A 26,813-nucleotide genomic window follows, 5' to 3' on the forward strand; every position below is an offset into this window, starting at 1 on the left:
CGCATGGCGTTGGAGCACGCGATCCTGGTCTCGCTCAGCGAGCGGCCCGGTTCCGGCTATGAGCTCACCCGGCGGTTCGACAAGTCCATCGGGTTCTTCTGGCGCGCCACCCACCAGCAGATCTACCGCGTCCTCAAGCGCATGGACGACGCGGGCTGGGTGCACGTCGAGCACGTTGCGCAGGACGGCAAGCCGGACAAGAAGGTCTACACGGTCAGCGCCGAGGGCGCGGCCGAGATCTCCCGCTGGCTGGCCGAGCCCGCTCAGCCGACGGAGTTGCGCGACGAACTCGCGATCAAACTCCGTGCGGCGCACGGCGACCCGGACGCGGTCGCCGCCGAGGTCGCGCGCCACCGCGCCCAGCACGCCGAGCGGCTCGCCCTCTACGAGGCCATGGAGCGGCGTGATTTCCCCGACCGGGACGCGCTGACCGGGCCCGCCCTGCACCAGTTTTTGGTCCTGCGCGGCGGAATCGGCGCCGAGCGGGGATTCGTCGCGTGGTGCGACGAGGTTCTGACGGCCCTGCGCCGTGACGCGGAAAGAGGCGAGACGCGATGACCGAGTATCCCACCCTGCTGTCCACTGTGGACCTCGGGTTCACCACGCTGCGCAACCGGGTCGTCATGGGCTCGATGCACACCGGGCTTGAGGACCGCGCCGCCGACGTCCCGAAGCTGGCCGCGTACCTCGCCGAGCGCGCCCGCGGCGGTGTCGGCCTCATCATCACCGGCGGCTACGCGCCCAACCGTACGGGCTGGCTCAAGCCGTTCGCCTCCAAGCTCACGACGGACGCCGAGGTACGCAGGCATCGGCAGATCACCAAGGCGGTGCACGACGAGGGCGGCAAGATCGCGCTCCAGATCCTGCACGCGGGCCGCTACGCCTACCACCCGTTCAGCGCCTCCGCGTCGGCCATCAAGGCCCCGATCAACCCGTTCCGGCCGCGCGCCCTGTCGGACCGGGGAGTGCGCGCGCAGATCCGTGACTTCGTCAACTGTGCCGTTCTGGCAAAAGAAGCGGGCTATGACGGTGTCGAGATCATGGGCTCCGAGGGCTACTTCATCAACCAGTTCCTGGCCCCCCGCACGAACAAGCGCACCGACCAGTGGGGCGGGACGCCGGAGAACCGGCGCAGGCTCGCGGTCGAGATCGTCCGCCGCACCAGGCAGGCCGTCGGCGCCGAGTTCATCATCGTGTACCGGCTGTCGATGGCCGAGTTCGTCGAGGATGGCCAGACCTGGGACGAGATCGTCGCGCTGGGCAAGGAAGTCGAGGCCGCGGGCGCCACGATCATCAACACCGGCATCGGCTGGCACGAGGCCCGGGTGCCGACCATCGTGACCTCCGTGCCGCGCGCGGCCTTCACCTCCGTGACGGCCCGGTTCAAGCCGCACGTATCGATCCCCGTGGTGGCGACGAACCGGATCAACATGCCGCAGGTGGCCGAGGAGATCCTGGCCCGCGGCGACGCCGACCTGGTGTCGATGGCGCGGCCGATGCTCGCCGACCCCGACTGGGTGCGCAAGGCCGAGCAGGATCGCGCCGACGAGATCAACACGTGCATCGCGTGCAACCAGGCGTGCCTGGACCATGTCTTCAAGAACCAGAAGGCGTCCTGCATGGTCAACCCGCGCGCCGCGAGGGAGACCGAACTGGTGCTCCTGCCGACTCGCCGCGCCAAGCGGGTCGCTGTCGTCGGCGCGGGCCCGGCGGGGCTCTCAGCGGCGGTCACGGCGGGGCAGCGGGGCCATGACGTCGACCTGTTCGAGGCGCGCCCGGCGATCGGCGGCCAGTTCGACATCGCCAGCCGCATTCCCGGCAAGGAAGAGTTCACCGAGACGATTCGGTACTACACAAGGCAACTCGAGGTCACCGGCGTCAAGGTGCACCTGGGCAAGATGGTGACCGCCCAGGAGCTGATCGATGGCGGCTACGACGAGGTCGTGCTCGCCACCGGGGTCACGCCGCGGATGCCCGCCATTCCGGGTATCGACCACCGGAAAGTTTTGTCCTATGTAGACGTAGTCCGTCACGGCAAGCCGGTGGGCGAGAAGGTCGCGATCATCGGCGCGGGCGGCATCGGCGTCGACGTGAGCGAGTTCCTCACGCACAGCGAGTCCCCGACCCTCGACCTGCCCGCCTGGCAGGCCGAGTGGGGGGTCGACGACGAGGGCGCGTTGGCCAAGCCGAAGCCTGACCCGTCCCCGCGTCAGGTGTTTCTGCTGCAGCGCAAGGAAGGCCGCATCGGCGCCGGGCTCGGCAAGACCACCGGCTGGGTCCATCGCGCCGCACTGAAGGCCAAGCGCGTCGAACAGATCCGCGGCGTCAACTACGAGCGCATCGACGACGAGGGCCTGCACATCACTTTCGGCAAGGACCGCTCGAAGCCGCGCACGCTCGCCGTGGACAACGTTGTGATCTGCGCGGGCCAGGAATCCCACCGCGACCTGGCCGAGGCTCTTCGTGCGGCGGGCCAGTCCGTGCACCTCATCGGCGGCGCCGACGTGGCCGCGGAACTGGACGCCAAGCGGGCGATCGACCAGGGCACCAGGCTCGCCGCAGGACTCTGATCAGCCGGATACAGCCCGGTTGCGTCCCGACCGGGTGAATGCGCCGAGGTGAGCGGCGGGCACGAATACCGGTCGCCGTTCGAAGATCGAAATTCACCGCTCGCCGACGAAATGCCGATAACGAACATCCCGCCTCCGCGCGGTCGGGAAGATTGATGGACAGGACATTCGATTTGTCCTGTCCATCAATCGTCTGACCAGCAAGGAGAGCGGACTGCGTGACGACACAACCATTCTGTGGCGCTGAACCACGGGGGCCCGAGTCGCATCGGGTGATGCCGGATTCCGGCGATGAGCTTGTCTCCCTGGATGAATTGCTTTCCCTGGCGGCCACCGCCGAGCCGATCGGTCAGTCCGACGGCGTCTTGGTGGGGTGGGTCCGTCAGATCGTGAGTGAGGGATGGGGGCCCACGCTGCGGGCGGCGTTCCTGATCACCGTGCCCGCAGCCGTCATGTTGGTGCTGGCGGGGCTGTTCCCCGCTGTGTGCACGACGATCGCCCTGATCCTTGGCCGCGAGGCCATTCGGATCGGCCGGGTGCCGCGAATCGCGTAAAGGGGGAGGCGGCAGGTTGCTGCTGATATCAGCAACCTGCCGCCTCCGGTTCGGAACTCTGGCCCGTCGCAATGCCTTGACCGGTGTGGTGGCGGGCCAGAGGTCTGTCATAGTGCCCTAAGACCTAGGCCTACTTTATTGCAACTATAGGCAACAAAACAACTTCGGTGTTTTGTTCGCCTTGGGTGCTCGGACATGCGAGATCATCGCCCACATGGCAGGCGGGGACGAGTACGGTTCATGGCCCCTCGGCCCTTTCCTCAACGAGGCGAGGATCGCCCGGAAGCTCACCCAGAAAGCCGCCGCCGCCCGCGCGAGCCTGTCCCGCACCGCCTGGCAACAACTCGAAAGCGGCCAACGGGCGGACGGCAACCCGGTGCGCCCCAAAGCCACCACCGTCATCGCCGCCGCCATGGCCGTCGACGCGGACCCGGCCAGGGCACTGGAACTGGCGGGCCTGGACCCGTCCGCGTTCGAACCGTCCCGGGCAGGCCGCCCCGCCACCTCGTTCGCCGAGGCCCGCGCCCTCCTGGCCCAACTGACCGAACCCCAACGCCGAGCGGTGATCGACCTCCTCCGCACCATCGTCCACGACACCCCTGCCGAGCCTTTCCGCGAAGACACGACGTTGAGCGGCCCCGAGCGGACCAGGTGGGACGCCACTGCCCCGGTCGAGTCCCCATCCGCCGAGCCGTCCGCGCGGCCCGAATCTGATTCCGACTGAGCCTGCCCAGCCCGATCTCGGGCCTGTCGAACCCGCGTCGGCGAACCGGCTGTGGTCGAATCCGCCCGGCCTGACCTCGGGCCCGTCAAACGCGCGTCGGCGAACCGGCTGCGGTCGAACCCGCCCAATCCGGTACCGGTGCGGTCGAGGTTGTCCGGCTGGGTCCGCTCAGTCCAGTACCTGGTCCGGTCGAGGTTGTCCGGCCGAGTCCGCTCAGCCGGTACCCGCTCCCCGTCGAGTCGCCCCAACCTCGTCCGGCTGACCCCGGGCCGGCTCACCCCCTCCCAGTCCGGCAAGCCTCCGGACAGCGCCACTTCGGCTGCGAGTGGTGCGTGCGCGAACCCGACTCTCGCTCCCGGGCGCGCAAACGCTTTCGGGTGTGCCACGTACATAGCTACCTGCGCTATTGTCGCTGATCCGCTCGTCGCGCGGTCAGTGGTCCGTTTGCGATCGCCTCAGCCGAAGTCGCCCGGGGTCTCGCCCCTCGCCCGCACATCCACGGCATACCCGTCTGCCGCTGTGAATGCCCGCGGGGGCGCCAGGCAAGTGGGCGGCTCCATGATCGCGCCGAGGATTGAGCGCCGATCCCGCTCACTCGGGCCGCCGCCTATCGTGAGGTGTCCCGTTCCTTCCGGGCGTCCGCCAATGCGTCGTCCAACATTCCCCTTTCCATCGTGGGATCCAGTTCTCCCAACGGATAGCACCGTCCCCGGCGCGCGAGCGCCCGCCCGGTCCGGTCGATCTCCACCGTCCGAAACACCACCACCGCATGGCTCACAATCCGCCCGGCGGGCAACTTTCCTTCAGCCGCAAGGAATCCGGTCAACGCCTCCCCGATGTCGCGCCCACTCGCCACCGATCACCCCCGATTCCGCCGCACCACCAGTGGATCACGATCCGCCGCGAAAAGCACCGGGTCCCGACCCGCCTGTGGACAACTCCTGGGTGGGCGCCGGGGCGCCCACCCAGGAAGTGGTTCAGCGGAACGCGGCGATGGTCGCCTTGGTTTCGTTCAGGACCCGGGCGTTGTCGCTCTTGTCGGCGGTGCCCATGGCCACGCCCTCATAGTTCTTCCCGGGGTTCGACCAGTAGTTCAGCCGCGAGCAGCTGGTGGGACAGTCGTAGGCCATGATCGTGCGCCACGCGTTCCCGTTGCGGAATCCATGGCCGTGGGCGAACGGCGTGGTGGACGAATCGGTCTCCGGGTCGTGCCGTGCGGACTGCAGATGCCCCAGCTCGTGCGCGAAGGTGTAATAGCCGGTCGCGCAGCCGTGGTAGACCGCCGCGAAGGCTGTCGTGGCGTCGGCGCCGATGCTCGATGCGAGGCCACAACCCGACTTGTCGTTGACCAGCAACACATTCAGATCGGCCTGCTGCTTGTCGCGGCTGGCGTGGATGCTGTCGAGGATGCCGTCCGAGGGTTCCCGGAACCGGGCCAAGTCGGCGGTCATCTCCTGTTCCTTGTGCTGCAGCGTCTCGTAGCCGGACAGCTCCAACGTGATCTCGACGCCCGAGTTCTCATAGCCCCGGTTCGTCTCCGCTACCGCCAGCTCGGCCAGTGCCCGCAAGTCCCCGCCGAAGCCGGTCGCGGCGTCGCTGGTGCCGACCACCTGCACCCGGATCACCGTGTTCGCCTCAGTGGCCGCGGTGTCGGCCATCGGCACTGTCGGTGGACCACCCGGCGTCCTGGGATGGTCTGGCGGCATGCGCGACTCGTCGATCTCCGTCACCGCGTGCTGCCCGCCTGCGATCGGCTGGATTCGGTACAGCCGTCCATCGGCCCGGACCGACCCGGTCACCCCATCGCCGCGACGCACCAGGACGACCGACTCCCGTTCGTCGGACCGCACCCCGCCTGCCGGCCGCTGCCAGTCTCGGATCGAGCCCTCCCACACCGTGCTGCCCAGCGCGGTAGTCCGAACCCGGTCGCGGCGGGCGGTGACCCGCTGATTCCCCAGATCCAGCTCGATGGCGTCGGTCTTCGAATCAACCGCCCCAGCGTCCGCGCGTTTCGTCCACACGCCCGCGGTTCCCGGCCGCGACTGCAGGGCGGCCGTCGACGCCGCTGTGTTCTCCGTGAACAGCTCCCGCCCCGGCTTGTCCGCCGACGCCGTGGGCGCGAGCACTAAACAGGCCGCTCCCAACGCGACCGCCCCGACCATCGAGAACATTCTGGAATTCGCGCGCATCACATGTCCCTCGCCTCGGGACCGCCACGCGCGGCGAGCGGACCGGGCGAGCCGAGACCAGATCCGGCAGGGGACTCGACTCCCGGGAGCCCGCCGCCGCCACGGTCCATGGATGTGTGTCCGGCACGTTATCCAGTCGCGGGATGCATCCATAGGGAGTAATTAACTTTCCCTTTTGCCGTTTAGCGGGCCGGGGCGGTCAAGCCCGGTTGTTCCGCCGTCCTGGGAGGTGACGATCACCAGGTGGAATGCGCCAAATCCGCGCGAAGTCCGTCGCGGACACGATCACCGTCTACCAGGCGTACTCCCCGGCGATCGCGGACGCGGCACTCGCGGCGGGCACGGTCGTCCCGCCGTTCAAGCGCGAGCGCATGACGTGGATCAAGCCTTCGTTCCTCCGGATGATGTATCGCTGCGGCTGGGCCACGAAGCCCGACCAAGAGCGCGTCCTCGCGATCCGCATGGGCCGAGCGGGTTCCAGTAGGCATTGGATCACTCATGCCCCAGTTCGTTAGGCAACGCCCGATCCAAATCGGACTTCCGGCGCGGCCGTCCACCACTACATCGACGACTGGATCGTGGACCAGACCAACGTCACCCCGTGGCCCACAAGATCGGCGCGTTGGTCCGCCGGCGCGCTGCTGCCCGTCGAAGGGCCGCACCCGCACTGACCCTGGACAAAGATCAGGCCCCTGACCGCATTGCTGCTGGTCAGGGACCTGATTTCACCCGGCGAAAGGTGGTGCCCCCGGCAGGATTCGAACCTGCGACGCACGGTTTAGGAAACCGATGCTCTATCCCCTGAGCTACGAGGGCCTGCGCGAACACCATACCGGGTGGGTCCGCGCAGGCCTCCGGGTCCTCCACTGGGGGCGAAACAGGGTGCGCGTCCCTAACCTGGACGACAGGATGGGGTGGACCGAGGGGGGACCGGTGGGTGATGGGCGGCTGGAGATCGATCGGATCTCCAAGAGTTTCGGCGACGTCGTCGCGCTGCGGGAGTTGGCGTTCGATGTGCGGGCCGGGGAGTTGTTCGGGTTCGTGGGAAGCAACGGCGCCGGGAAGACGACGGCCATGCGGATTGCCCTGGGGGTGTTGGCGGCGGATTCCGGGGAGGTTCGGTGGGACGGGGTGCCCGTCACCCTGGAGACTCGGCGGCGGATCGGTTATATGCCGGAGGAGCGAGGGCTCTATCCGAAGATGAGGGTCGGTGAGCAACTCGTCTACCTCGCCCGCCTCCATGGGCTCACCCCCGCGGCCGCGCAGCGGGCTGTCGTCGAGTGGACCGAGCGGCTCGGGGTGGCCGGGCGGGTCGGTGACGAGGTGCAGAAGTTGAGCCTGGGCAACCAGCAGCGAGTGCAGCTTGCCGCCGCGTTGGTTCACGACCCGGGGATCCTTGTGCTGGACGAGCCCTTCTCCGGGCTGGACCCGGTGGCGGTGGACGTCATGAGCGGCGTGTTGCGCGACAAGGCCAAGGCCGGGGTTCCCGTTGTCTTCTCCAGCCACCAGCTCGACCTCGTCGAGCGCTTGTGCGACCGGGTCGGCATCGTCCGGAGTGGACAGATGGTCGCCTGCGACACCGTGGACGCGTTGCGCTCCACCGGGGCCATGGAGTTGGTAGTGGAGGCGCCCTCGGCGCCGCCCGGGTGGGCGGACAACCTCAGCGGAGTGGCGGTGAAGGAACACGTGGGGTCCCGGACAATCCTGGCGCTCGGCGACGGCGCCGACGACCAGGTGGTGCTGCGCGCGGCCCTGGCGACCGGGGCGGTGACGGAGTTCAGCAGGCGGCGGCCGTCGCTGACCGAGTTGTTCCGCAACGTCGTGGCGGCGGACGGGGTGGCGGCGTGAACGCGTGGTCGGCAGTCGGATTGGTGGCGGGGCGCGAGGTGCGCACCCGCTTGCGCTCCAAGGCGTTCATCATCACCACGGTGGCGACCCTCGTTCTGCTGGTGGGTTTCGCGCTGGTCATGAAGCTCGCGGGCGGCGGCTCGGACTCGACGGTCGGGCTCACCGGGGGCAGCACGTCGCTGTCCGCACCGCTCAAGGCGACCGCCGAGAGCATCGGCCAGACCATCGAGACCCGGGAGATCCACGATGAGCCCGCCGGTCGACGCCAGGTCGACGAGGGGACGCTCGACGCGCTGCTTGTCGGCGACGGGTCGAATGTCGTCGTGGTCGTGAAGAAGGACATCGACGAGAAGCTGCGCGCCACGCTGAACGTGCTGGCCGGGCAGTTGGCGCTCAACCAGCAGATCGTCGACCTCGGCGGCGACCCGGCCCAGGTGGCCGACGCCGTCGCGGACGCCAAGGCCGAGGTGCGACCACTGGAGCCGCCGTTCGACTACAACGGCCAGCAACTGGTCCTCGGCATGATCGCCGGGGTGCTGATCTACATGTCCCTGCTGGTCAACGGCCAGTCCGTGGCCCAGGGTGTGGTGGAGGAGAAGTCCAGCCGGGTCGTCGAACTGCTGCTCGCGACGATCCAGCCGTGGCAGCTGATGGCGGGCAAGGTCCTCGGCATCGGTCTGGTGGGCCTGATCCAGATGCTGGTGATCGGCGGTGTCGGGGTGGTCGCCGGGCTCGGCCTCGGCGTGCTGACGATCTCCGTCGGCTCAGCTGTCGGCACCGTCGTGTGGCTGGTGGTCTGGTTCCTGCTCGGTTTCTTCGCCTACTCGCTGGTCTTCGCCGCGCTCGGCGCGCTGGTGTCGCGCCAGGAGGACGTGGGCGGGGTGATCACACCGCCGCTGATGTTCGTCATCCTGGGCTACGTCCTCGGCATCTCGATCCTGCCCGGCGACCCCGGCAACAAGCTGGTGGAGACGCTGTCGCTGGTGCCGTTGTTCGCACCGACGCTGATGCCGATGCGCCTGGCCATGGGTGGGGTGCCGGTGTGGCAGGCCGCGCTGTCGGTCACGCTGGTCGTTGCCCTGATCCCGGCGCTCGTGTGGCTGTCCGGCCGTGTCTACCGCAACGCGGTGATGCGCAGCGGCGGTAAAGTCCGACTGCGCGACGCGCTCAAGATGTGAAACTTATTCATTTTTGCTCGATCCATCCGACGTCACCCAGTAGAGTCTCACAATGCCGACTCGGGGAGGCGTTTGTGATCAAGGTCCTGTTGGCTGATGACGAGGATCTCGTCCGGTCCGGCCTGCGCTCGATCCTTACCAGCGCGGGCGATATCGAGATAGTGGCCGAGTGCGACGACGGCGCCCACGTCGCCGACCTGGTCCGGCTGCACCGGCCGCACGTCGTCCTCCTCGACATCCGCATGCGGACCACCGACGGCATCGTCGCGCTCAAGCGCGTGATGGAGCTGGCCGATCCGCCCGCGGTGGCCATGCTCACGACCTTCGACGTCGACGAGTACGTGCAGAAGGCGCTCCGGCTGGGCGCCAACGGTTTCCTCCTCAAGGACACCGAGCCCACGCAGCTCGTCAACGCCGTGCGCGACCTCGCCCGCGGCGGTGCCGTGCTCGACCCGAACGTCGCCGCCCGGGTCATCGCGGCGATGGCCGACGGACAGAAGGCCGCCGAGCCCGCGCGCAAGCTGCTGTCGTCGCTGTCGGGCCGCGAACTCGAGGTCGTCGCCCTCATCGGCCAGGGCATGTCGAACGCCGAGATCGGCAACACGCTGCATCTGTCCGAGGCCACGGTGAAGGGCTACGTGTCCTCCGTGCTCGGCAAGATCGGCGCGGCGAACCGGGTGCAGGCCGCGCTTGTGGCCTACCGCGGCGGGCTCATCGGCTAGAGCCAGTCCTCGCGGGTGTGCACTTCGACCCGGTTGCGGCCCCGCCGCTTCGCCCGGTAGAGCGCCACGTCGGCATTGGCGAACAGCTTTTCCAGGGTGTCCGCGCCAGAGGCGACCCCGATGCTCACCGTGGGCCGCCGCGTGGTGCCGAGCACCGCGGTCCAGTCGTGCAGGTCGACGGACATGCGGATCCGTTCGGCCACCGCGACACCGACCGGCGACGTCCGTCCGGTCGAGTGGTCGAGGGCCGCCTCGGTGAGCAGCACGACGAACTCGTCGCCCGCCCACCGCGCGACCACGTCGCCGACGCGGCATTCGGCGCGCAGCAGTTGGGCGATCTCGCGCAGCGCCGCGTCCCCGGCGGCGTGCCCGGCGGCGTCGTTGACTCCCTTGAACCAGTCGACGTCGATCAGCACCAGCCACGGCACCCGCCCGTTCATCCCGGCGCGTTCGAGCACCTCGGGCGCGGTGCGTTCCAGGCCGAACCGGTTGCTCAGCCCGGTGAGCGGGTCGCGCTCCGCGGCCTCCTGCGCCGCCATCGCCTGGTGTCGCGCGCGCACGGCCAGCCTGCGCTGCTCCAGCGCCTGGCCCAACCCCTCCTGCACTGTCTCCAGTGCGGTCTGCCGGGCGGAGATGTTGCGCCGCAGGGCTTCGGCCTCGCCGACCGGGTCGCCGTTGGCCCGGCAGATGTCGGCGAGATCCTGCGAATACCGCTGCACCAACGAAACGTCGTTGATCCACTCGGCGTCGTCGACGGCGATGCGGGCGTGGTGGGTTGCGTCGGTGAGTTTGCCCTGCTTGCGGCGGACCGTGGAGATGACCCAGTGCCCTACGGAGTTCACCCACCGGCTGCCGATCATCTCGGCCTGCAGCAGGGCGGAGTCCGCCGTGCTCTCGGCGCGCTCCAATTCGCCGATGCCCGCCAGGGACGCGCCGTACGCCGCGAGCAGTGCGAGGTGGACCCGGCCCGTGCTGACCAGCGCCAAACCTTCCTCGAACAACGGGATGGCTTCGCGGAACACCGCTTCCGCCTCGTCCGGCGGCAGCTCGCAGGCGCGGAAGTTCAACGTTCCCGCCAGGCCTTGCAGGCAGTGCGCCAGGACCTCCACGTCGTCGCCGCCGCGGGCGACGTCGACGGCGATCCGGCTGATCTCCAGCGACGCCCGCCGGTGCCCGATGCCTTCGAGGAGATACCCGAGCCTGCCCAGGGTGTCGGCGGCCGAGGACCCGGTCGGGTGCTCGGTGTCGATCTCGCTCCAGCCCTCCGCGGCCAGCTCCAGCGCCAGCGGGATGCGTCGCAGCCGCCACGCCGCGACCGCCCGCCGGGTCAGCAGGGCGGCCCTGGTCCAGGGGGCGAGACCGGGGGGCACCTTGGCGACGATCTGGTCGAACAAGGAGTTGGCCTCGTCGTTGCGGCCCGCGTCCAGCAGCAGCCGTACTTCGCGGTCGGCGCTCAGCGCCTCGGTCGCGTCCGCCTCGACGCCGTCCTGCCCCACGCGGTCCCCGGATGTCCTCACCGAACGGCCGCCCGAGCGACGCGATCGTGGTCTGCGACACAGTAGGGGGCAGGCTACAAGGCCGCTCGGGCATGACCCGTTCGGAGTATCAGGACTTGCTGGGACCCGGGTAGGGCAGCAGCGCCATCTCGCGCGCGTTCTTGATGGCGGTGGCGACCTGCTTCTGCTGTTGCGGCGTCAATCCGCTCACCCGCCGGGACCTGATCTTGCCCCGGTCGGAGATGAACTTGCGCAGCAGCATCACATCTTTCCAGTCTACTGTGGACACACCGGCGGTCTTCAGCGGATTGGGCTTCTTCTTGCCGGGCAACCGGCGTTCTGGCTTGGCCATGGCTCCTACCAACTCGACTTGTTGACGCCGGGAAGCTCGCCGCGGTGGGCCATCTCGCGCATCCGCACGCGGGACAGGCCGAACGCGCGGAGGAACCCGCGTGGCCTGCCGTCGACGGCGTCGCGGTTGCGCACGCGGGTCGGGCTGGCGTCGCGCGGCAGCTTCTGCAGTCCGATTCGGGCGGTCTCGCGCTCGGCGTCGGTCGACTTCGGGGAGCGGAACGCTTCCTTGAGCTCGGCGCGACGCTCGGCGTTGCGGGCGACGACCAGCTTGCGCTGCTCGTTCTTGGCGATCTTCGACTTCTTGGCCATCAGCGGTCCTCTTTGAACTCGACGTGGCGGCGCACCACGGGGTCGAACTTCATCAGCACCAAGCGGTCCGGGTCGTTGCGCCGATTCTTGCGGGTCACGTAGGTGAACCCGGTGCCCGCGGTGGAGCGGAGCTTGATGATCGGGCGAATCTCGTTGCGGGCCATCAGATCCGCTGTCCTTCCTTGCGCAGACGGGCCACGACGGCCTCCACGCCCTGCTTGTCGATGGTCTTGATGCCCTTGACCGACACCCGCAGGCGCACCCACCGGTTCTCCGACGGCAGCCAGAAACGGCGCTGCTGGATGTTCGGGTCCCAGCGGCGCGAGGTCCGCCGGTGGGAGTGCGACACCTGCTTGCCGAACCCGGGCTTGCGGCCCGTGACCTGGCAGTGAGCGGACACAGCGCCTCCTTGAAATGGGATCCGTTTTCATTATGACGCTCGCCAGGGTAGCGTCGGCATCGTCAAGATGGAAATCGTTGTCGATAGGAGTCCATGTGTCGAACGACCGGCGCACCCGCCTGGTCCTCGTCTCCGGCCTGCACCGGGAGTCGACGGCGATGCTGTCGGCCCGCTTCCTGACCGGTCTGCCCGGCACCGCGGTCGTGCACCACGACCTGCGCCGGATCGCCGAGGGAACCGTGCGCAGGCGCTTGAGGTTCGGCCGGGCCGACACCACAACGGTGCTCGAACTCGCCCACGGCTGCGTGTCCTGCACCCTGCGCGAAGACTTGCTCCCACTGCTGCGCGCACTGTCCGTCGACCCGCGAATCGACCGCGTCGTGCTGCATCTCGACCCGATGGTCGAGCCCGAACCGGTGTGCTGGGCATTGGGGAACGTCCTTGTCGGCAACCAGACGATCAGTGACCTCGTCGACATCGAGGCCGTCGTCGGGGTCATCGACCCGCGCTCCTGGCTGGGTGACTGCTCCGGCGACGTGCCGCTCGCCGACTGCGGCATCGGCGCCATCGACGACGACCGCACGCTGGCCCAAGTCGCCGTCGGCCAGGTCGAGTTCGCCGACGCCATCGTCACCGCGGGCACCGCGGGGGAGCCGTGGAACGTGGCCCGGGTCGGCGCGGTGCTCGAGCGCCTCGCGCCCTTGGCGCCCCGGTTCGACCTAGGCCAGGTCGACCCCGCCAAGTTGCTCGCGGCGATCCCGGACAACGCCCGGCGCGGCGTGGCCGACGACGCCCACGGACCGCTGTTGCGCGGGCAGCCGCCGCTGGAGTCCGACTGCGGCGTGAGCGTCGCCGTCTTCCGCGACCCGCGCCCGTTCCATCCGGAGCGGCTGCACGAGGCGATCGACGTCCTGCTCGACGGCGTCATCCGTGCCCGCGGCCGGATGTGGGTGGCGAGCCAGCCCGACGTCGCGATGTGGCTGGAGTCGGCGGGCGGCGGCCTCCGGGTCGGCCACGCGGGCGCGTGGCTCGCGACCGTCGACGACGACGCCTGGTCCAGGGCGGACCCGGAACGCCAGGCGAAGGCCGCACTGCAGTGGCACCCCCGCTTCGGCGACCGGCTCCAGGAAATCGTGGTGATCGCCCACCAGGCCGATCCGCACGACATCACCGCGGCGTTGACGACAGCGCTGCTCACCGACGCCGAACTCGCCGATGAAGGCGCCTGGCCGGGCTACGCCGACCCGTTCGGCGAGTGGCACGAGGACCCGTGCGAGGACAGCGAGGCCGTCGATCTCGGCGTGCCGACCACCCGAAAGGAAGAATCATGAAACCGGGGATCCACCCCGAATACCACCCCGTGGTGTTCCAGGACCAGTCGACGGGCAAGGCGTTCCTGACCCGCTCGACGGCCACCTCTGTCAACACGGTGCAGTGGGAGGACGGCAACACCTACCCGCTGATCGTGGTGGACGTGACGTCGGACTCGCACCCGTTCTGGACCGGCAACCAGCGGGTCATGGACACCGCGGGCCGGGTCGAGAAGTTCAACCGCCGCTACGGGAAGCGGGTTCGCTGATGGCTGTGCCCAAGCGGAAGATGTCGCGGTCCAACACCCGTTCCCGCCGCTCGCAGTGGAAGGCCGCCGTCGCGGACCTGGTGCCGGTGACCGCGTTGGATGGCCGCAAGCTCATGGTCCCGCGCAAGCTGGTCAAGGCCTACCAGCGCGGCCTGCTCTAGACCTGCGTGGTCTTGTCGGGGGAGTCACGCCACTGGGCGAACGGTCGATCCAGGGACCACGTGCCGCGGTCATAAGTCAAAATCCGGTGCGCGCAGTGCTCCGGGTTGGACAGCGACTCGAACAGGTCGATGGTCCAGGAGAACATCCGGCGGCACAGCAGGCGCATCGTGAGGCCGTGGGTGACGACGAGGGCGGTGTCGGGGTGGGTGGGGTCCGCCTCGACCCGCTGCTCGAGCTCGTTGAGGAAGCTCGCGACCCGGTCGTCGACGTCGGCGCCGGACTCGCCATGGGCCAGTCGGTAGAAGAAGTGGCCGAACTCGTGCCGCTTCTGCTTTTGGATCTCCTGCTCGACCGGGTCCTGCAGGTTGCCCCAGTCCTGCTCGCGCAGCCGCGGCTCGGGCACCATCCGCTCCACGATCGGCCCGAGACCGAGTAGTTCAAATGTCCGGGTCGTGCGCGTGTACGGGCTCACGTAGGCGGCGACCGGGCCGTCGGTAAGGAGCCCGCGCAGCCGTTCGCCCTCCGCCCGCGCCTGCTCCTCGCCGCGTGGGGTGAGGGGCAGGGCGTGGTCGGGGATTCGGCAGTAGGCCAGTTCGTCGATGTTGCCGAGACTCTCGGCGTGCCGCAGCAGGATGATCCGCACGTGCCTATGGTGCCCGGAGAGACCCAACACAGTGCGGACGCCTACTCGATACAGTGCGGATGGCCTACTCGACCTGGAGTGTCACAGTGATCAAGTACATCGCTCTGTACAAGCGCCCGGCCGACGCCGAGGACTTCGACGAGAAGTACTTCGGCTCGCACCTGCCGCTCATGGACAAGACCCCTGGCCTGCTGCGACAGGAGATCGCGCACGTCACGCGCACCTTCGTGCCGGGGTTCCTGGGCGACGCCGAGCCCTACCTCATCGCGGAGCTGTACTTCGAGTCCGAGGCGGCCATGAAGGCGGCGTTCGCATCACCGGAATGGCAGGCGGGCGGCGCCAACCTGACCGAGATCGGCGGCATGGACCTGGTCGCGATGTTCGCGGCCGAGATCAAGGAGAACCAGTGAGCACCATTCCGGCGACCGTCGCGGTGATCGGCGGCGGCACGATGGGCGCGGGCATCGCCCACGTCTTCCTCGCCGCGGGCAGCCGGGTGGTGCTGGCCGAGGCCGACGCCGACCGGGCCGCCGCGGGCGCGAAGGCTGTCGAGGCCTCGCTGCGCAAGGCCGAGGAACGCGGCAAGCTGACCACGACCGCCGACGCGCTGCTGACCGGATTGTCCACTGTGGACAAGCTGGGCGACCTGCCCGCCGACACCGCGCTCGCCGTCGAGGCGGTGCCGGAGAAGCTCGACCTCAAGCGCTCGGTGCTCGGCGAGATCGCCGACACCTGCCCGGACGCGGTGCTCGCGTCCAACACCTCGTCGCTGTCGATCACCGAACTCGCCGCGGGCCTGCCCGGCGACCGGGTCATCGGCATGCACTTCTTCAACCCGGTCCCGGTCCAGACCCTCGTCGAACTGGTCCATCACGCGGGGCTGTCGGCCGAGGTCGTCGCCAAGGTGCGCGGCTGGGCCGAAGCCCTGGGCAAGACCGTGATCGAGGTCCGCGACTCGCCCGGTTTCGCCACCTCACGCCTCGGTGTCGGCGTCGGTCTGGAGGCGATCCGGATGGTCGAGGAGGGCGTGGCGTCGCCGGAGGACATCGACACCGGCATGCGGTTGGGCTACGGCTGGCCCATGGGCCCGCTGCGGCTGACCGACCTCGTCGGCCTTGACGTCCGGCTGTCCATCGCCGAGCACCTCGCCCGCGAACTCGGCGACCGGTTCACCCCGCCGCAACTGCTGCGGGACAAGGTCGCCCGCGGCGAACTCGGCCGCAAGTCGGGCCAGGGCTTCTTCACGTGGTGACGATCCGGCCGTACGCGTCCGAGGACGCCGAGGCGGTGCACCGGCTGCGCAAGCTGGCTTTCGGCACCCCGCGCGACGACGCCTGGGCCGCGGAGTCCGCGGCCTGGCGCGGGTTGGTCGCCGACGTCGACGGCGAGACCTGCGGGACGCTGCGGATCTGGGCCTACCGCCAGTTCTTCGGCGGGCGCGCGGTCCCGACCGGCGGCATCGCCACCGTCGCCGTCGACCCGCACGCGCGGGCCGAGGCGTGGCCGGGGCCCTGCTCGACGCCGCGCTCGCCGGGATGCGGGAGACCGGGCAGCCGCTGTCGATCCTGTTCGCCGCCACGCCGCCGCTCTATCGCGGCCGCGACTGGGAACAGGTCGGGTCGGCCGAGCGGGTCGAGATCCCGATCTCGGTCCTGGCGGCGCTGCACCGGCTCTATCTCGACGTCGCGTCCACAGTGGATGGAATGCTGGACCGCTCGGAACCCGCGTTCGAGGTATCCCGGATCTTCGAACTCGACATCGTCGACGTCGTGTCCGGCGATGACGGACCGCGCGGCTATGTCGCCGCGAGTCGCCCGAGTGCCAACGACCTGACGGTCTGGGACCTCGTCGCCCGGGACGCCGAGGCCGCACTGAGCCTGCTCGGCAAGCTGTCGAGCTGGGTGGGAATGGTCGAGCAGGTGTCGCTGCGGCTGGTGGACCCGGTCGTGCACGACCTGCTGATCGGAATGCGGCGCGACCTGCCCCGGCTGGTCGAGCCGTTCATGCTGCGCGTGGTCGACCTCGCCGCCGCCGTCGAAGCGCGAGGCTGGCCGGACTACCTGCCGGACTTCACCGTCGACCTGGAGATCACCGACGAACACGCGCCGTGGAACGCGGGCAGGCGCCGCCTGGTCCACGACTCGGCGGGCATGCGCCTAGAACCTGGTGGCGCGGGCGAGGTCCGGATGCACGCCCGGGCGCTGGGCCCGTGGTTCGCGGGTACGGCGACCACCGCCACCCTGCGTCGCGCCGGCTTGCTGCAAGGCGTCGCACCGATGCTGGACGCCGTCACCGCGGCACCGCGCCAACTCCGGATCGCCGATACCTTCTGAGTTGACGAGGTCGGCGTCGAGGGCGCCGCTGACCGTGGTCGCGCCCATCGCGATCAACTCGGCGGTGGGGAACTCGACGTGCCCCTCGATCCGGGTCTGGTCCGGCGGCGGATAGAGGTACTCGGTCGGCTTGACATCGGATGTCAGAGTCACCGAAATCGGCAGCACGATCGGCATCGGCGTGAGCCCGCACGTGCGTTCGGCGGTCACGGTCATCACTTCCGCGCTCGCCACGCCTGCGCTCAGCCCCACGCAGGCAACAGCGATCACGGCCGCCCCAACAGGGTCATGAATCTCTTTCCGCGTACTGCTCACCCCTCAGCGGAAAGCCGGCGAAACGTCATTGTGCGGCGAAATGTATTGGCGCTGTGACGCGCCCGACAAGGGCTGGTTTTAAGCGCTGACTTGTTTGATTTTCGGTGCACGAAATTCAATTCCGGAACTGTCGCCGACGTGTTGCGCCATTCGTCCGCACAGGCGCGTAACCTGCACCTTCGTGGTGATCGTCGTATTGGAACTCGTCGGCCTCGCGGTGTTCGCCGCCTCGGGCGCGCTGGCCGCCGTGCGGGCCAGGCTCGACCTGTTCGGGGTCGTCGTCCTGGGCCTCACCACCGCCCTGGGCGGCGGCATCATCCGTGACGTGCTCCTCGGCATCACCCCGCCGACGACCCTGCGGAACTGGCCGTACCTGGCCGTGCCCGTAGCCACAGCGCTGGGCGTCTTCCTCTTCCACCCGCAGGTCGCCCGGCTGCGCAAAGGGGTGCTGCTCCTCGACGCGGTCGGCCTCGGCCTGTTCACCGTCTCGGGCACCGCGACCGCGCTCGCCGCGGGCGTCCCGGCGTACACCGCGTGCCTGATCGGGATGACCTCCGGCATCGGCGGCGGCGCCATGCGCGATCTGCTGCTCCGCGAGATCCCGCTGGTCCTGCGCCGGGAGATCTACGCGGTCGCCGCGCTCGCGGGCGCCGTGGTCGTCGTCGCAGGCGCCCGGCTCGGCCTGCCGTCGGTGCTGGTCACGGCGGTCGGCGCCACGCTCGTGGTCGTCATCCGCCTGGTCGCCCTCTGGCGGCGCTGGAACGCCCCAGTCGCACACGGACTCACTTAGGACACGCCCCGGCGAGCTCTCAGGCGCATCTCAGCAGGGCAGGGAACACTGACCACATGCGCATCCTCGTAGTCGACGACGATCGGGCCGTGCGCGAGTCACTACGGCGGTCGCTGCAGTTCAACGGCTACCAGGTTGACCTCGCCAGCGACGGCAGGCAGGCCCTAGAGACGGTGCTCGGCACCGACGGCGCGGGCACCCGCCCCGACGCCATGGTCCTCGACGTCATGATGCCCAGGCTCGACGGCCTGGAGGTCTGCAGGCGGCTGCGCGGCGTCGGCGACGACCTGCCGATCCTCGTGCTGACCGCGCGCGACCTGGTGTCCGACCGGGTGGCGGGCCTGGACGCCGGCGCCGACGACTACCTCCCCAAGCCGTTCGCGCTGGAGGAACTGCTGGCCCGGCTGCGCGCCCTGCTGCGGCGGGCCACGCCCGAGCAGCCAGGCGCCCCGGAGGCAGCCCCGCTGCGCTTCGCCGACCTGGAGATGGACCCGATGACCAGGGAGGTGCGCCGGGGCGAGCGGCCGATCAGCCTCACCCGCACCGAGTTCGCCCTCCTGGAGCTGCTGCTGTCGCACCCCAAGCAGGTCCTCACCCGGGGCCGCATCCTCGAAGAGGTCTGGGGCTACGACTTCCCGACTTCCGGCAACGCGCTGGAGGTCTACGTCGGCTACCTGCGCCGCAAGACCGAGGCCGACGGCGAGTCCCGGCTGATCCACACGGTTCGCGGGATCGGCTACGTGCTGCGGGAGACTCCGCCCTGATGACGTCCGCCCCCGTGGGCGCACCGCAGACCAGGGAGGTCCATCAGCGCGTCTCGCTGCGCACCCGCATCGCCCTTCTCGCCGCCATGTGCGTCGGCGGCGCGGTCGCCCTGGTTTCACTTGGCGCCTACATCACCGTCTACCGCGGCCTCTACCAGCAGATCGACGAGAACCTGACGGAGCGCGCGCAAGCGCTGGTGAACAACACCCAGGAGGTCGACGCCGGGAAGACCGAGATTCCGAGCTTCTTCCTGGAGCTGACCGATATCAAGTTCGACGTGATCGACGCGTCCGGCAGGTCCGCGTTCAACCGTCCGGTCGTGCGGCCGCCGATCGGACCCGACGAGCTTCTCGTGGCGGCGGGAGAGAAGCAGACGTCCTTCCGGACCGACGAGGCGACCGACACCCGGGTGCTGGCGATGAAGTACCCGTTCTTCGCCAGGGGTGCCGCGCTCGTCCTCGCGCAGCCGCTGGAATCCACCAAGAGCACCCTCGCCAAGCTCTCCGTCGTGCTGATCGTGATCGGCGGCTCCGGGATCATCGTCGCCGCGATCGCGGGCACCGCCGTGGCCCGAGGCAGCCTCCGACCAGTCCAGCGGCTCACCGCCGCGGCCGAAAGAGTCACTCACACGGGTGATCTGCGTCCGATTCCGGTGACCGGCGACGACGAGCTGTCCCGGCTCACCCAGAGCTTCAACACCATGCTCGGCGCCGTGGCCGAGTCCCAGGAGCGCCAGCGAAGACTCGTCGCGGACGCGGGCCACGAGCTGCGCACCCCGCTGACCTCGCTGCGCACCAACCTCGAACTCATGCTCGCCTCCGAACAGCCGGGCGCGCCCTCGCTGTCGCAGCGCGACCGCCGGGAGATCCACGACGACCTGCGCGCCCAGCTCGACGAACTGACCCAGCTCATCGGCGACCTGGTCGAGCTGGCCCGCGAGGACGCCGCGCCCGCCGTGCAGGAACATGTCGAGTTGGCCGAGGTCATCGAGCAGGCACTCGACCGGGCCCGCAGGCGCGCGGGCGGCGACATCCACTTCGACGTCCGGCTGCACCCGTGGCACCTGGTCGGGCATGCCGCCTCCCTGGAGCGCGCGGTGCTCAACCTGCTGGACAACGCGGTGAAGTTCAGCCCGCCGGGGGAGACCGTCCGGGTCGAGCTGCAGCCCATGGGCGACGGCTACGCCTTCCTCCAGGTCGCCGACGCGGGCCCCGGCATCAGCGACGCCGACCTGCCGCACGTGTTCGACCGCTTCTACCGCTCGGAGGAAGCGCGGACCCTGCCCGGCTCCGGTCTGGGCCTGGCGATCGTGAAACAGGCGGCCGAACGACACGGCGGATCGGTGTACGCCAGTCGCTCGGCCGACGGCGGCGCGCTGATGGCGATGCGCCTTCCGGGCAGCCCGGGGTGAGCCCTAACAAATTCCCGCGTTCGACCTTGTAGAATTCTGTTGTGCTCGCACGTCAGCGCCAAGAAGTGATCCTGGACGAGATTCGCCGCACCGGCGCCGTCCAGGTCCACGCGCTGGTCACAAGACTTGGTGTGTCCGACATGACGGTCCGCCGCGACCTCGACGTCCTGGCGAAGCGCGGGCTCTTGGAGAAGGTGCACGGCGGCGCCACCTCGGTGATCGGCCGCAGCACCGACGAGCCCGGATTCGAGGCGAAGTCGGTGCGGGCGCTGCCCGAGAAGGAGGCGGTCTCGGCCCGCGCCGCGGGCCTCATCCGGCCCGGCACCGCGATCGGACTGTCAGCGGGCACCACCACCTGGACATTCGCCCGGTTTCTGGCCGACGTCCCGGACCTGACGGTGGTCACCAACTCGATCCGGGTCGCCGACGTCCTGCGCCACGCGGGCCGCACCGACCGCACGGTCGTGCTCACCGGGGGCGTGCGCACCCCGTCGGACGCGCTGGTCGGCCCGGTCGCCGTGCAGTCGCTGCGGTCGCTGCACCTGGACATGGTCTTCCTCGGGGTCCACGGCATGTCCGACAGCGCCGGCTACACCACGCCCAACCTCGACGAGTGCGAGACCGACCGCGCGCTGGTCGAGGCAGGCGGGCGGCTGGTCGTCCTCGCCGACCACACCAAATGGGGTGTCGTGGGCATCTCCACCATCGCCGACCTGGAAGAGGCCGACGTCCTGGTCACCGACGAAGGCATCCCCGACGACGCGCGTGCAGTGCTGGAAGAGCGCGTCGGCGAGTTGGTGATCGCGTCCGTGACCGCCGTGGCCGAGGCCGACCAGTGAGGCGGACCGAAGGCAAGCTCGCCGACGGCAGGCAGATCCTCTATTTCGACGATTCCACCGACGCGCCTGCGCGCACTGCTGTGGACCCGCGCGACCTCGCGCCCGCCGAGAACACCTCGCAGATCCGCCGCGATCCGCTCACCGGCGAGTGGGTCGCCCTCGCCGCGCACCGCCAGACCCGCACGTACAAGCCGCCCGCGGGCCTGTGTCCACTGTGTCCGTCCACTGACGGCAGGCCGACCGAGATCCCGGAACCGGGCTACGACGTGGTGGTCTTCGAGAACCGCTTCCCGTCGTTCGCGCAGCACGCGACGGCCGCCACCGCGACGGGTCTCGTGCCCGCGGCGCCGGGGGTGGGCCGCTGCGAGGTGGTCTGCTTCACCGACGACCACTCGGTGTCCTTCGGCGCGCTGCCGGTCAGCCGGATCCGCACCGTCGTCGACGTCTGGGCCGACCGCACCGCCGCGCTGAGCAACCTCCCCGGCGTCGAGCAAGTGTTCCCGTTCGAGAACCGCGGCGACGAGATCGGTGTGACGCTCAGCCACCCGCACGGGCAGGTCTACGGCTACCCGTTCGTCACCCCGCGCACCGCCCGGATGCTCGAGGTCGCCGCCGCCTACCAGGCCGAACACGGCCGCCCGGTGATGGGCGACGTCCTCGCCGCCGAGCGCGCCGAGGGCACCCGGGTGCTCGTCGACTCGGCCCACTGGACCGCCTTCGTGCCCGCCGCGGCGCGCTGGCCGGTCGAGGTGCACCTCGTCCCGCACCGCCAGGTCCCCGACCTGCCCGCGCTCACCGACGCCGAACGCGACGACTTCGCCGAGGTCTACCGGCGGGTGCTCGGCATGTTGGACGGCCTGTACGAACGTGAGCTTCCCTACATCGCGGCCTGGCACCAGGCGCCGGTCAACACCGGCCGCGACCTGGCATGGCTCCATTTGCAGGTGTTCTCGATACTGCGAACGGCCGACCGGGTGAAGTATCTTGCCGGTTCGGAGTCCGCAATGGCGGTCTGGATCAACGATGTGACCCCGGAAGACCTCGCTGTGAGGTTGTCGAGTTCACGGCCTTCGCACAGGACGGTCTCAGGCGCTTCTCAGTAGACTGGCGCAAGGTAGGTGACATGACGGACGACAGGCCCGAGGACACGCCCGGGGAACCGGGACTTCAGGTCAGCCCGTGGTCGGCGCAAGCCGCACGGGAGTCGGGGAACCCGGTGGAAAGGGTGCAGGGCCCGGACCATCAGGCGTTCGACCCCAGGGTGCGCGGGGTGCAGGGCCCCGCGCACCCAGGGGCGAACAACGCCGAGGGCATGACCGACCAGCACAACTACGGCTCACGCGAGGTGCAGGGCCTCGCCGAGTCGGAAACCGGTGGCCGAGTGGCCGGGGAGCAGGGCCCCGGCCACTCGACCACCGTGGGGTACACCCGCGAGGACTACCTGGGCCGTCCGTCCGAGGGCTACACAGCCCCGAGTGGCTCCGCGAGCTCCGCCGATGCCGAGCCGACTTTCGAGCAACTCGCCGCCTATCCCGGCGTCCAGCCCGACGGTTCGGCGGCCGCCGCGCAGTCCGACAGCCCGGCACCCGCCGCTCAGTCCGGTGGTTCGGCCGCCACCTACCCCGGCGCCCAGCCCGATAGTTCGGCGGCCGCCGCGCAGTCCGATGACCGGGCGCCCGCCTCTTCGCAGGCGGACTTGTGGTCGGCCGGTCCGGCGAGCGCGCACTCGGACGTGCCGGGTCACTCTGCCGCAGGACCGGACCAGCCGGGCTGCTCCGGCCGGGACCAGGTCCTCTACGGCACCGCGTTCACAGGTCACCACAGCTATGCGGGGCAGCCGGTGGCCAATCCCTACGCCCCGCCCCAAACTCCGACCTCGCCGCCGCAGCGGATCGCCGCGGCCGAGCCCCCGCGCCGCAAGACCGGGGGACTGGTCGCGGGCATGACCGTGCTCGCGCTCATCGTCGGCGGCGCCGCGGGTGCCGCCGGCGGGTATCTGGTCGCCGACTCGCGCTCGCCGGTGAGCTCGTCGAGCGCCCTGGACGCGCCGAAACCCGCGAAGCAGGCGTCGACGCCCGCGCCCGACGGCTCGGTCGAGGCGGTCGCGCAGAAGGTGCTGCCCAGCGTCGTGCAGTTGCAGGTGCGTGGCCGGTCCTCCGCGGGGGAGGGGTCCGGTTTCGTCATCAGCCAGGACGGCCTGATCGTCACCAACAACCACGTCGTGGAGGCCGCCGCCGACGACGGGCAGATCGTCGCGGTGTTCCAGGACGGGCGCACCGCCAAGGCGTCCATCGTCGGCCGCGACCCGTCGTCCGACCTGGCCGTCGTCCGCGCGGAGCGGATCTCAGGGTTGGCGGTGGTCGAACTCGGCAGTTCCGACGACCTGCGGGTCGGCCAGAGCGTGGTCGCGATCGGCTCACCGTTCGAGCTGTCCGGCACGGTCACCTCGGGCATCGTCAGCTCGCTGAACCGGCCCACCCGTGCGGGCGGCGAGGACGGCAGCCAGGCCACGGTCATGGATGCCATCCAGACCGACGCTGCGATCAACCCGGGCAACTCCGGTGGCCCGCTGGTCAACATGCGCGGCCAGGTCGTCGGCATCAACTCGGCCATCTACAGCCCGCGCTCAGGCTCGGGCGCGGGCGGCTCGGTCGGCATCGGCTTCGCCATCCCGATCGACCAGGCCCGCCGCACCGCCGACGAGATCGTGAAGACCGGCAAAGCCACCCAGACCGTGCTGGGCGTCAGCGTCCGCGACAACAACGGCGGCGGCGCCCTGGTCTCCCAGGTCGTCCCCGGCGGCGCGGGGGAGAAGGCAGGCATCAAGGCCGGTGACGTCATCACCAGGCTCGACGACCGCCGAATCGACACCTCGGACGCACTCGTCGCGGCGGTCCGCTCTCATGCGCCGGGGGACAAAGTCAAGCTGGTAATCGGCGACGGTGAGCGTACAGTCGAGGCGACGCTTGCGGGACAGCCAGTGGAAACCGAATAGGACACTCCGGTCTGATTGCCCCCAGGCCGGACTGGGGCTCCGACAGGAGCCAATGCACAGGAGTCGCACGCGGACGGATAGCAACCCTCGCCCGCCCGCCTGCGGCTCCTGTCGCACGTTCGACTCCCCACGCTCGCGACGAGCCGAACAGCGCTGACCGACGCCCGAGTCTTACGGTCCGCTGACGATCCGGGGCGGATCCCTGCTCTCATGGTCCGTCTGGTTCACGATGGACCGTGAACTCCCTGGTGAGAGGCGGAACCCCGATGGAACCGACCGGCCGGGTGCTGGTCGTCGACGACGATCTCACCGTGTCCGACGTGGTGCGGCGCTACCTCGAGCGCGACGGGCACGACGTTGCGCTCGCCGACAACGGCGAGGACGCCCTGCGCTGGATCGCGGAGAACGAGCCCGATCTTGTCGTGCTCGACCTCATGCTGCCCGGCATCGACGGCTTGGAGGTGTGCAGGCGGCTGCGTGAGCACAGCGCCGTCCCCGTGGTCATGCTGACCGCTCTCGGCGAGGAGGAGAACCGCATCGCCGGGTTGCAGCTCGGCGCCGACGACTATGTGACGAAACCCTTCAGCCCCAAGGAACTCGCGCTACGGGTGACCTCGGTGCTGCGCCGGGCCAGGGCCGCCGCGCCGCCCCGGGCCAAGGACCTTGTCGACGGTGATCTCAAGCTGGACGCGGCCGCCCGCAAAGCCACAGTGGACGGTGCCGAGCTGGCGCTGACCACGCGCGAGTTCGACCTGCTCGAGTTCCTGATGAGCCACCAGGGGGAGGCCTTCACCCGCGAGCAGCTGCTGGACCGGGTCTGGGGCTGGAACTTCGGCGACCAGTCCACCGTCACCGTCCATGTGCGACGGCTGCGGGAGAAGATCGAGCGGACCCCGGCGAAGCCGACCCGCATCGTCACCGTGTGGGGCGTCGGCTACCGCTACGACGGGGAGCGCTGATGGTCGAATCCGGGGAGTCCCTCAGGGAACTGCTCCTGCACCTCTGGCACATCCTGCCCTTCGCGCTGCTGACCGTGCTGCCGGTCGTCCTGCTCGGCGCGCTGCTGCTTCGGGCGCTGCGCAACGGTTCGCTGTCCTCGGCGATGACCGTTCTCGTGCTGGTGCCGGTGGCGGCCGTCGTCGTCGGGGTGCTCGGCATCAGCGGGTTCATGTTCACCACGACCTTGACCACGATGCTGCTGATCTGTCTGCTGGTCACCCTGGTCACCGTCCCCCTGGCGGTCCTGCTGGGCAGGCGCATCGCCCGGCGCAGTGTCTGGGAGCACGAGGCCCGCGAGCGCGAGCGCGCCGCCGAAGCCTCGCGCCGCGAACTGGTCGCCTGGATCAGCCACGACCTTCGCACGCCCCTAGCGGGAATCCGCGCCATGGCCGAGGCCCTCGCCGACGGCGTGGTCACCTCGCCCGAGGAGGTCTCGGGCTACGCCCACCGCATCGGCAGCGAGACCCGCCGGCTCTCCACCATGGTCGACGACCTGTTCGAGCTGTCCCGCATCACCGCGGGCGCCCTGCGGCTCACCATGTCCGCGGTCCCGCTGCGGGAAGTCATCAGCGACGCCCTGTCCGCGCAGACACCCGTCGCCGATCGCAAGCGCGTCCGGGTGCGGACCAACGCCCAGGTGTGGCCGGTGGTGCTCGGCAGCGACCCGGAACTCGCCCGCATCGTCTACAACCTCGTATCCAACGCCATCCGGCACACGCCCCCGGACGGCACGGTCGCGGTCCAGGTCGGGGTCGACGGCGGCGACGCGGTCCTGTCGGTGGACGACTCCTGCGGCGGCATCCCGGAGACCGAACTCAACCGCGTCTTCGATGTCGCCTTCCGCGGCACCAGCGCCCGCACACCGCGCCCGGACGAGCACGGGGGTGGGGGACTCGGCCTGGCCATCGCCAAGGGCTTGGTGGAGGCGCACCACGGCCGCATCGCCGCCCGCAACCACGGCCCCGGATGCCGCTTCGAGGTCCGGCTGCCGCTCGCGGCCGGGCACACCTGAGAGGTCGGCAAGAAACGGTCACCTTCGGGGGCCGGGATCGGTCGGGGCGGCTAGGTTGGTGGACATGGAACGCAGCGCGCAACGGCTCGGCAGGGCCCTCGTCGTCATCGTCGACGATCGGGTGGCGCACAAGGAACATGAGGACACGGTCGGACCGCTGGTGACCGAGTTGCTCGAGGAAGCGGGCTTCATCGTCGACGGCATCGTCCCCGTCGAAGGCGAGACAGTCGCGATCCGCAACGCGCTCAACACCGCGGTGATCGGCGGCGCCGACCTCGTGGTGACCGTCGGCGGCACCGGGGTCTCGCCCCGCGACGTCACCCCGGACGCCACGCAGGGCGTGCTCGACCGCCCGATCCCCGGCATCGCCGAGGCACTGCGTTCGTCCGGCCTGGCCGCGGGCGCGGTCGACGCCGGCATCTCGCGTGGCTTGGTGGGCGTCTCGGGCAGCACCCTGGTGGTCAACCTCGCCGGCTCACGCAGCGCGGTCCGAGACGGCATGGCAACCCTGTCGTCCCTGGTGCCCTACGTGATCGGCGAACTCTCCGGCCTCGACGGCAACTGACAACCCCCGCACGAACGACAGCGAGTCCCCGATTCGGAAGACCCGAACAGGGGACTCGCTG

Annotated in this window: 30 protein-coding genes, 1 tRNA gene and 1 pseudogene; 24 read left to right on the plus strand and 8 right to left on the minus strand. The window is 69.8% G+C overall.

What is annotated here, in order from left to right; genetic code table 11:
• Positions 1-3 precede the first annotated feature (3 nt).
• The 4 genes from GPZ80_RS23870 to GPZ80_RS23885 all read left to right on the plus strand — a co-directional run bounded on the left by GPZ80_RS23870 (position 4) and on the right by GPZ80_RS23885 (position 3,848).
• Positions 4-558, plus strand: coding sequence for a PadR family transcriptional regulator (locus GPZ80_RS23870; RefSeq protein ID WP_187223316.1), 555 nt, complete (start codon positions 4-6; stop codon positions 556-558).
• Positions 555-2,570 (plus strand): NADPH-dependent 2,4-dienoyl-CoA reductase, encoded by a 2,016-nt coding sequence (locus tag GPZ80_RS23875; protein ID WP_187223317.1) that lies wholly within the window; start codon positions 555-557, stop codon positions 2,568-2,570. Before GPZ80_RS23870 ends, GPZ80_RS23875 begins: the two co-directional genes overlap by 4 nt.
• 275 nt (positions 2,571-2,845) lie before the next feature.
• A complete protein-coding gene (locus GPZ80_RS23880; RefSeq protein ID WP_187223318.1) occupies positions 2,846-3,124 on the plus strand; it encodes a hypothetical protein in 279 nt (92 codons plus the stop codon).
• A gap of 214 nt (positions 3,125-3,338) precedes the next feature.
• The gene (locus GPZ80_RS23885) at positions 3,339-3,848 is read left to right on the plus strand and encodes a helix-turn-helix domain-containing protein (protein ID WP_187223319.1); all 510 of its coding nucleotides are present in this window, start codon (positions 3,339-3,341) and stop codon (positions 3,846-3,848) included.
• 977 nt (positions 3,849-4,825) lie between these two features.
• Here the strand turns inward: GPZ80_RS23885 and GPZ80_RS23890 are convergent.
• Positions 4,826-6,010, minus strand: coding sequence for a M12 family metallo-peptidase (locus tag GPZ80_RS23890; protein WP_222719780.1), 1,185 nt, complete (start codon positions 6,008-6,010; stop codon positions 4,826-4,828).
• Positions 6,011-6,285: 275 nt separating this feature from the next.
• Between GPZ80_RS23890 and GPZ80_RS23895 the strand changes: the two genes are divergently transcribed.
• Positions 6,286-6,552, plus strand: coding sequence for a DUF4291 family protein (locus GPZ80_RS23895; RefSeq protein WP_222719781.1), 267 nt, complete (start codon positions 6,286-6,288; stop codon positions 6,550-6,552).
• A gap of 225 nt (positions 6,553-6,777) precedes the next feature.
• Here the strand turns inward: GPZ80_RS23895 and GPZ80_RS23900 are convergent.
• A tRNA-Arg gene (locus GPZ80_RS23900) sits at positions 6,778-6,853 on the minus strand.
• Between the two features lie 117 nt (positions 6,854-6,970).
• On the opposite strand from GPZ80_RS23900, the gene GPZ80_RS23905 reads away from it, so the two are divergent.
• From GPZ80_RS23905 to GPZ80_RS23915, 3 genes are all read left to right on the plus strand, one after another.
• Positions 6,971-7,885, plus strand: a complete 915-nt coding sequence (locus GPZ80_RS23905; protein WP_187223321.1) for an ABC transporter ATP-binding protein — start codon at positions 6,971-6,973, stop codon at positions 7,883-7,885.
• On the plus strand, positions 7,882-9,063 hold the full coding sequence (locus tag GPZ80_RS23910) for an ABC transporter permease (protein ID WP_187223322.1): 1,182 nt from the start codon (positions 7,882-7,884) through the stop codon (positions 9,061-9,063). Before GPZ80_RS23905 ends, GPZ80_RS23910 begins: the two co-directional genes overlap by 4 nt.
• Positions 9,064-9,137: 74 nt before the next feature.
• Positions 9,138-9,785, plus strand: coding sequence for a response regulator transcription factor (locus GPZ80_RS23915; RefSeq protein ID WP_187223323.1), 648 nt, complete (start codon positions 9,138-9,140; stop codon positions 9,783-9,785).
• Here the strand turns inward: GPZ80_RS23915 and GPZ80_RS23920 are convergent.
• The 5 genes from GPZ80_RS23920 to rpmB all read right to left on the minus strand — a co-directional run bounded on the left by GPZ80_RS23920 (position 9,782) and on the right by rpmB (position 12,344).
• The gene (locus GPZ80_RS23920; protein WP_187223448.1) at positions 9,782-11,281 is read right to left on the minus strand and encodes a GGDEF domain-containing protein; all 1,500 of its coding nucleotides are present in this window, start codon (positions 11,279-11,281) and stop codon (positions 9,782-9,784) included. The two genes, GPZ80_RS23915 and GPZ80_RS23920, sit on opposite strands and share 4 nt — an antisense overlap.
• A gap of 109 nt (positions 11,282-11,390) precedes the next feature.
• Positions 11,391-11,633, minus strand: a complete 243-nt coding sequence (gene rpsR / locus GPZ80_RS23925; protein ID WP_187223324.1) for a 30S ribosomal protein S18 — start codon at positions 11,631-11,633, stop codon at positions 11,391-11,393.
• Positions 11,634-11,638: 5 nt separating this feature from the next.
• A complete protein-coding gene (gene rpsN, locus GPZ80_RS23930) occupies positions 11,639-11,944 on the minus strand; it encodes a 30S ribosomal protein S14 (RefSeq protein ID WP_187223325.1) in 306 nt (101 codons plus the stop codon).
• Positions 11,944-12,108, minus strand: a complete 165-nt coding sequence (gene rpmG, locus GPZ80_RS23935; RefSeq protein ID WP_091378940.1) for a 50S ribosomal protein L33 — start codon at positions 12,106-12,108, stop codon at positions 11,944-11,946. The genes rpsN and rpmG overlap by 1 nt, the downstream gene beginning before the upstream one ends.
• Positions 12,108-12,344: a 50S ribosomal protein L28 gene (gene rpmB, locus GPZ80_RS23940; protein WP_187223326.1), complete on the minus strand. Its 237-nt coding sequence runs from the start codon at positions 12,342-12,344 to the stop codon at positions 12,108-12,110. Before rpmB ends, rpmG begins: the two co-directional genes overlap by 1 nt.
• A gap of 95 nt (positions 12,345-12,439) precedes the next feature.
• Between rpmB and mrf the strand changes: the two genes are divergently transcribed.
• From mrf to rpmF, 3 genes are read left to right on the plus strand one after another with little or no spacing between them, the layout of a single operon-like run.
• The gene (gene mrf / locus GPZ80_RS23945; protein ID WP_187223327.1) at positions 12,440-13,675 is read left to right on the plus strand and encodes a ribosome hibernation factor-recruiting GTPase MRF; all 1,236 of its coding nucleotides are present in this window, start codon (positions 12,440-12,442) and stop codon (positions 13,673-13,675) included.
• Positions 13,672-13,923 (plus strand): type B 50S ribosomal protein L31, encoded by a 252-nt coding sequence (locus GPZ80_RS23950; protein ID WP_187223328.1) that lies wholly within the window; start codon positions 13,672-13,674, stop codon positions 13,921-13,923. The genes mrf and GPZ80_RS23950 overlap by 4 nt, the downstream gene beginning before the upstream one ends.
• Positions 13,923-14,084 carry a 50S ribosomal protein L32 gene (rpmF, locus tag GPZ80_RS23955; protein WP_187223329.1) on the plus strand — a complete coding sequence of 54 codons (162 nt, stop codon included), beginning with the start codon at positions 13,923-13,925 and terminating at the stop codon, positions 14,082-14,084. Before GPZ80_RS23950 ends, rpmF begins: the two co-directional genes overlap by 1 nt.
• On the opposite strand, the gene GPZ80_RS23960 is transcribed toward rpmF, so the two are convergent.
• On the minus strand, positions 14,081-14,728 hold the full coding sequence (locus tag GPZ80_RS23960) for a histidine phosphatase family protein (RefSeq protein WP_187223330.1): 648 nt from the start codon (positions 14,726-14,728) through the stop codon (positions 14,081-14,083). The two genes, rpmF and GPZ80_RS23960, sit on opposite strands and share 4 nt — an antisense overlap.
• Positions 14,729-14,814: 86 nt before the next feature.
• Between GPZ80_RS23960 and GPZ80_RS23965 the strand changes: the two genes are divergently transcribed.
• The 13 genes and pseudogenes from GPZ80_RS23965 (at position 14,815) to GPZ80_RS24020 (ending at position 26,752) form a co-directional block, all read left to right on the plus strand.
• Positions 14,815-15,138 carry an EthD family reductase gene (locus GPZ80_RS23965; protein WP_187223331.1) on the plus strand — a complete coding sequence of 108 codons (324 nt, stop codon included), beginning with the start codon at positions 14,815-14,817 and terminating at the stop codon, positions 15,136-15,138.
• Entirely contained in the window at positions 15,135-15,980 is an 846-nt protein-coding gene (locus GPZ80_RS23970; RefSeq protein ID WP_312880538.1) for a 3-hydroxyacyl-CoA dehydrogenase family protein, read from the plus strand. The genes GPZ80_RS23965 and GPZ80_RS23970 overlap by 4 nt, the downstream gene beginning before the upstream one ends.
• 35 nt (positions 15,981-16,015) lie before the next feature.
• Positions 16,016-16,683, plus strand: a pseudogene (locus tag GPZ80_RS32925) (GNAT family N-acetyltransferase); the annotation flags it as partial.
• A 48-nt stretch (positions 16,684-16,731) separates the two neighbouring features.
• Positions 16,732-17,061 carry a sterol carrier protein domain-containing protein gene (locus GPZ80_RS32930; RefSeq protein WP_246477430.1) on the plus strand — a complete coding sequence of 110 codons (330 nt, stop codon included), beginning with the start codon at positions 16,732-16,734 and terminating at the stop codon, positions 17,059-17,061.
• A gap of 496 nt (positions 17,062-17,557) precedes the next feature.
• Positions 17,558-18,166, plus strand: a complete 609-nt coding sequence (locus GPZ80_RS23980; RefSeq protein WP_187223333.1) for a trimeric intracellular cation channel family protein — start codon at positions 17,558-17,560, stop codon at positions 18,164-18,166.
• Positions 18,167-18,222: 56 nt separating this feature from the next.
• Complete coding sequence (locus GPZ80_RS23985) at positions 18,223-18,930, plus strand: response regulator transcription factor (RefSeq protein ID WP_187223334.1); 708 nt, start codon at positions 18,223-18,225, stop codon at positions 18,928-18,930.
• The gene (locus GPZ80_RS23990; RefSeq protein ID WP_187223335.1) at positions 18,930-20,342 is read left to right on the plus strand and encodes a sensor histidine kinase; all 1,413 of its coding nucleotides are present in this window, start codon (positions 18,930-18,932) and stop codon (positions 20,340-20,342) included. Before GPZ80_RS23985 ends, GPZ80_RS23990 begins: the two co-directional genes overlap by 1 nt.
• Positions 20,343-20,383: 41 nt before the next feature.
• Positions 20,384-21,181 (plus strand): DeoR/GlpR family DNA-binding transcription regulator, encoded by a 798-nt coding sequence (locus GPZ80_RS23995; protein ID WP_187223336.1) that lies wholly within the window; start codon positions 20,384-20,386, stop codon positions 21,179-21,181.
• Entirely contained in the window at positions 21,178-22,284 is a 1,107-nt protein-coding gene (gene galT / locus GPZ80_RS24000) for a galactose-1-phosphate uridylyltransferase (protein WP_187223337.1), read from the plus strand. Before GPZ80_RS23995 ends, galT begins: the two co-directional genes overlap by 4 nt.
• Before the next feature lie 20 nt (positions 22,285-22,304).
• Positions 22,305-24,176: a trypsin-like peptidase domain-containing protein gene (locus GPZ80_RS24005; protein ID WP_376771711.1), complete on the plus strand. Its 1,872-nt coding sequence runs from the start codon at positions 22,305-22,307 to the stop codon at positions 24,174-24,176.
• 266 nt (positions 24,177-24,442) lie between these two features.
• Positions 24,443-25,135 (plus strand): response regulator transcription factor, encoded by a 693-nt coding sequence (locus tag GPZ80_RS24010; RefSeq protein WP_187223338.1) that lies wholly within the window; start codon positions 24,443-24,445, stop codon positions 25,133-25,135.
• Positions 25,135-26,187: a sensor histidine kinase gene (locus tag GPZ80_RS24015; protein ID WP_187223339.1), complete on the plus strand. Its 1,053-nt coding sequence runs from the start codon at positions 25,135-25,137 to the stop codon at positions 26,185-26,187. Before GPZ80_RS24010 ends, GPZ80_RS24015 begins: the two co-directional genes overlap by 1 nt.
• Positions 26,188-26,251: 64 nt before the next feature.
• Positions 26,252-26,752: a MogA/MoaB family molybdenum cofactor biosynthesis protein gene (locus GPZ80_RS24020; protein ID WP_187223340.1), complete on the plus strand. Its 501-nt coding sequence runs from the start codon at positions 26,252-26,254 to the stop codon at positions 26,750-26,752.
• Positions 26,753-26,813: the final 61 nt, after the last annotated feature.

The sequence above is a fragment of the Actinokineospora xionganensis genome (assembly GCF_014323725.1).
GTDB lineage: Bacteria > Actinomycetota > Actinomycetes > Mycobacteriales > Pseudonocardiaceae > Actinokineospora > Actinokineospora xionganensis.

Excerpts from the sequence above, each read along its gene's own strand:
- GPZ80_RS23870 (WP_187223316.1), top strand. The coding sequence starts at position 4 with ATGGCGTTGGAGCACGCGATCCTGGTCTCGCTCAGCGAGCGGCCCGGT.
- GPZ80_RS23875 (WP_187223317.1), top strand. The coding sequence starts at position 555 with ATGACCGAGTATCCCACCCTGCTGTCCACTGTGGACCTCGGGTTCACC.
- GPZ80_RS23880 (WP_187223318.1), top strand. The coding sequence starts at position 2,846 with ATGCCGGATTCCGGCGATGAGCTTGTCTCCCTGGATGAATTGCTTTCC.
- GPZ80_RS23885 (WP_187223319.1), top strand. The coding sequence starts at position 3,339 with ATGGCAGGCGGGGACGAGTACGGTTCATGGCCCCTCGGCCCTTTCCTC.
- GPZ80_RS23890 (WP_222719780.1), bottom strand. The coding sequence starts at position 6,010 with ATGGTCGGGGCGGTCGCGTTGGGAGCGGCCTGTTTAGTGCTCGCGCCC.
- GPZ80_RS23895 (WP_222719781.1), top strand. The coding sequence starts at position 6,286 with ATGCGCCAAATCCGCGCGAAGTCCGTCGCGGACACGATCACCGTCTAC.
- rpsR (WP_187223324.1), bottom strand. The coding sequence starts at position 11,633 with ATGGCCAAGCCAGAACGCCGGTTGCCCGGCAAGAAGAAGCCCAATCCG.
- rpsN (WP_187223325.1), bottom strand. The coding sequence starts at position 11,944 with ATGGCCAAGAAGTCGAAGATCGCCAAGAACGAGCAGCGCAAGCTGGTC.
- rpmG (WP_091378940.1), bottom strand. The coding sequence starts at position 12,108 with ATGGCCCGCAACGAGATTCGCCCGATCATCAAGCTCCGCTCCACCGCG.
- GPZ80_RS23950 (WP_187223328.1), top strand. The coding sequence starts at position 13,672 with ATGAAACCGGGGATCCACCCCGAATACCACCCCGTGGTGTTCCAGGAC.
- rpmF (WP_187223329.1), top strand. The coding sequence starts at position 13,923 with ATGGCTGTGCCCAAGCGGAAGATGTCGCGGTCCAACACCCGTTCCCGC.
- GPZ80_RS32930 (WP_246477430.1), top strand. The coding sequence starts at position 16,732 with ATGCTGCGCGTGGTCGACCTCGCCGCCGCCGTCGAAGCGCGAGGCTGG.
- GPZ80_RS23985 (WP_187223334.1), top strand. The coding sequence starts at position 18,223 with ATGCGCATCCTCGTAGTCGACGACGATCGGGCCGTGCGCGAGTCACTA.
- GPZ80_RS23990 (WP_187223335.1), top strand. The coding sequence starts at position 18,930 with ATGACGTCCGCCCCCGTGGGCGCACCGCAGACCAGGGAGGTCCATCAG.
- GPZ80_RS24005 (WP_376771711.1), top strand. The coding sequence starts at position 22,305 with ATGACGGACGACAGGCCCGAGGACACGCCCGGGGAACCGGGACTTCAG.
- GPZ80_RS24010 (WP_187223338.1), top strand. The coding sequence starts at position 24,443 with ATGGAACCGACCGGCCGGGTGCTGGTCGTCGACGACGATCTCACCGTG.
- GPZ80_RS24015 (WP_187223339.1), top strand. The coding sequence starts at position 25,135 with ATGGTCGAATCCGGGGAGTCCCTCAGGGAACTGCTCCTGCACCTCTGG.
- GPZ80_RS24020 (WP_187223340.1), top strand. The coding sequence starts at position 26,252 with ATGGAACGCAGCGCGCAACGGCTCGGCAGGGCCCTCGTCGTCATCGTC.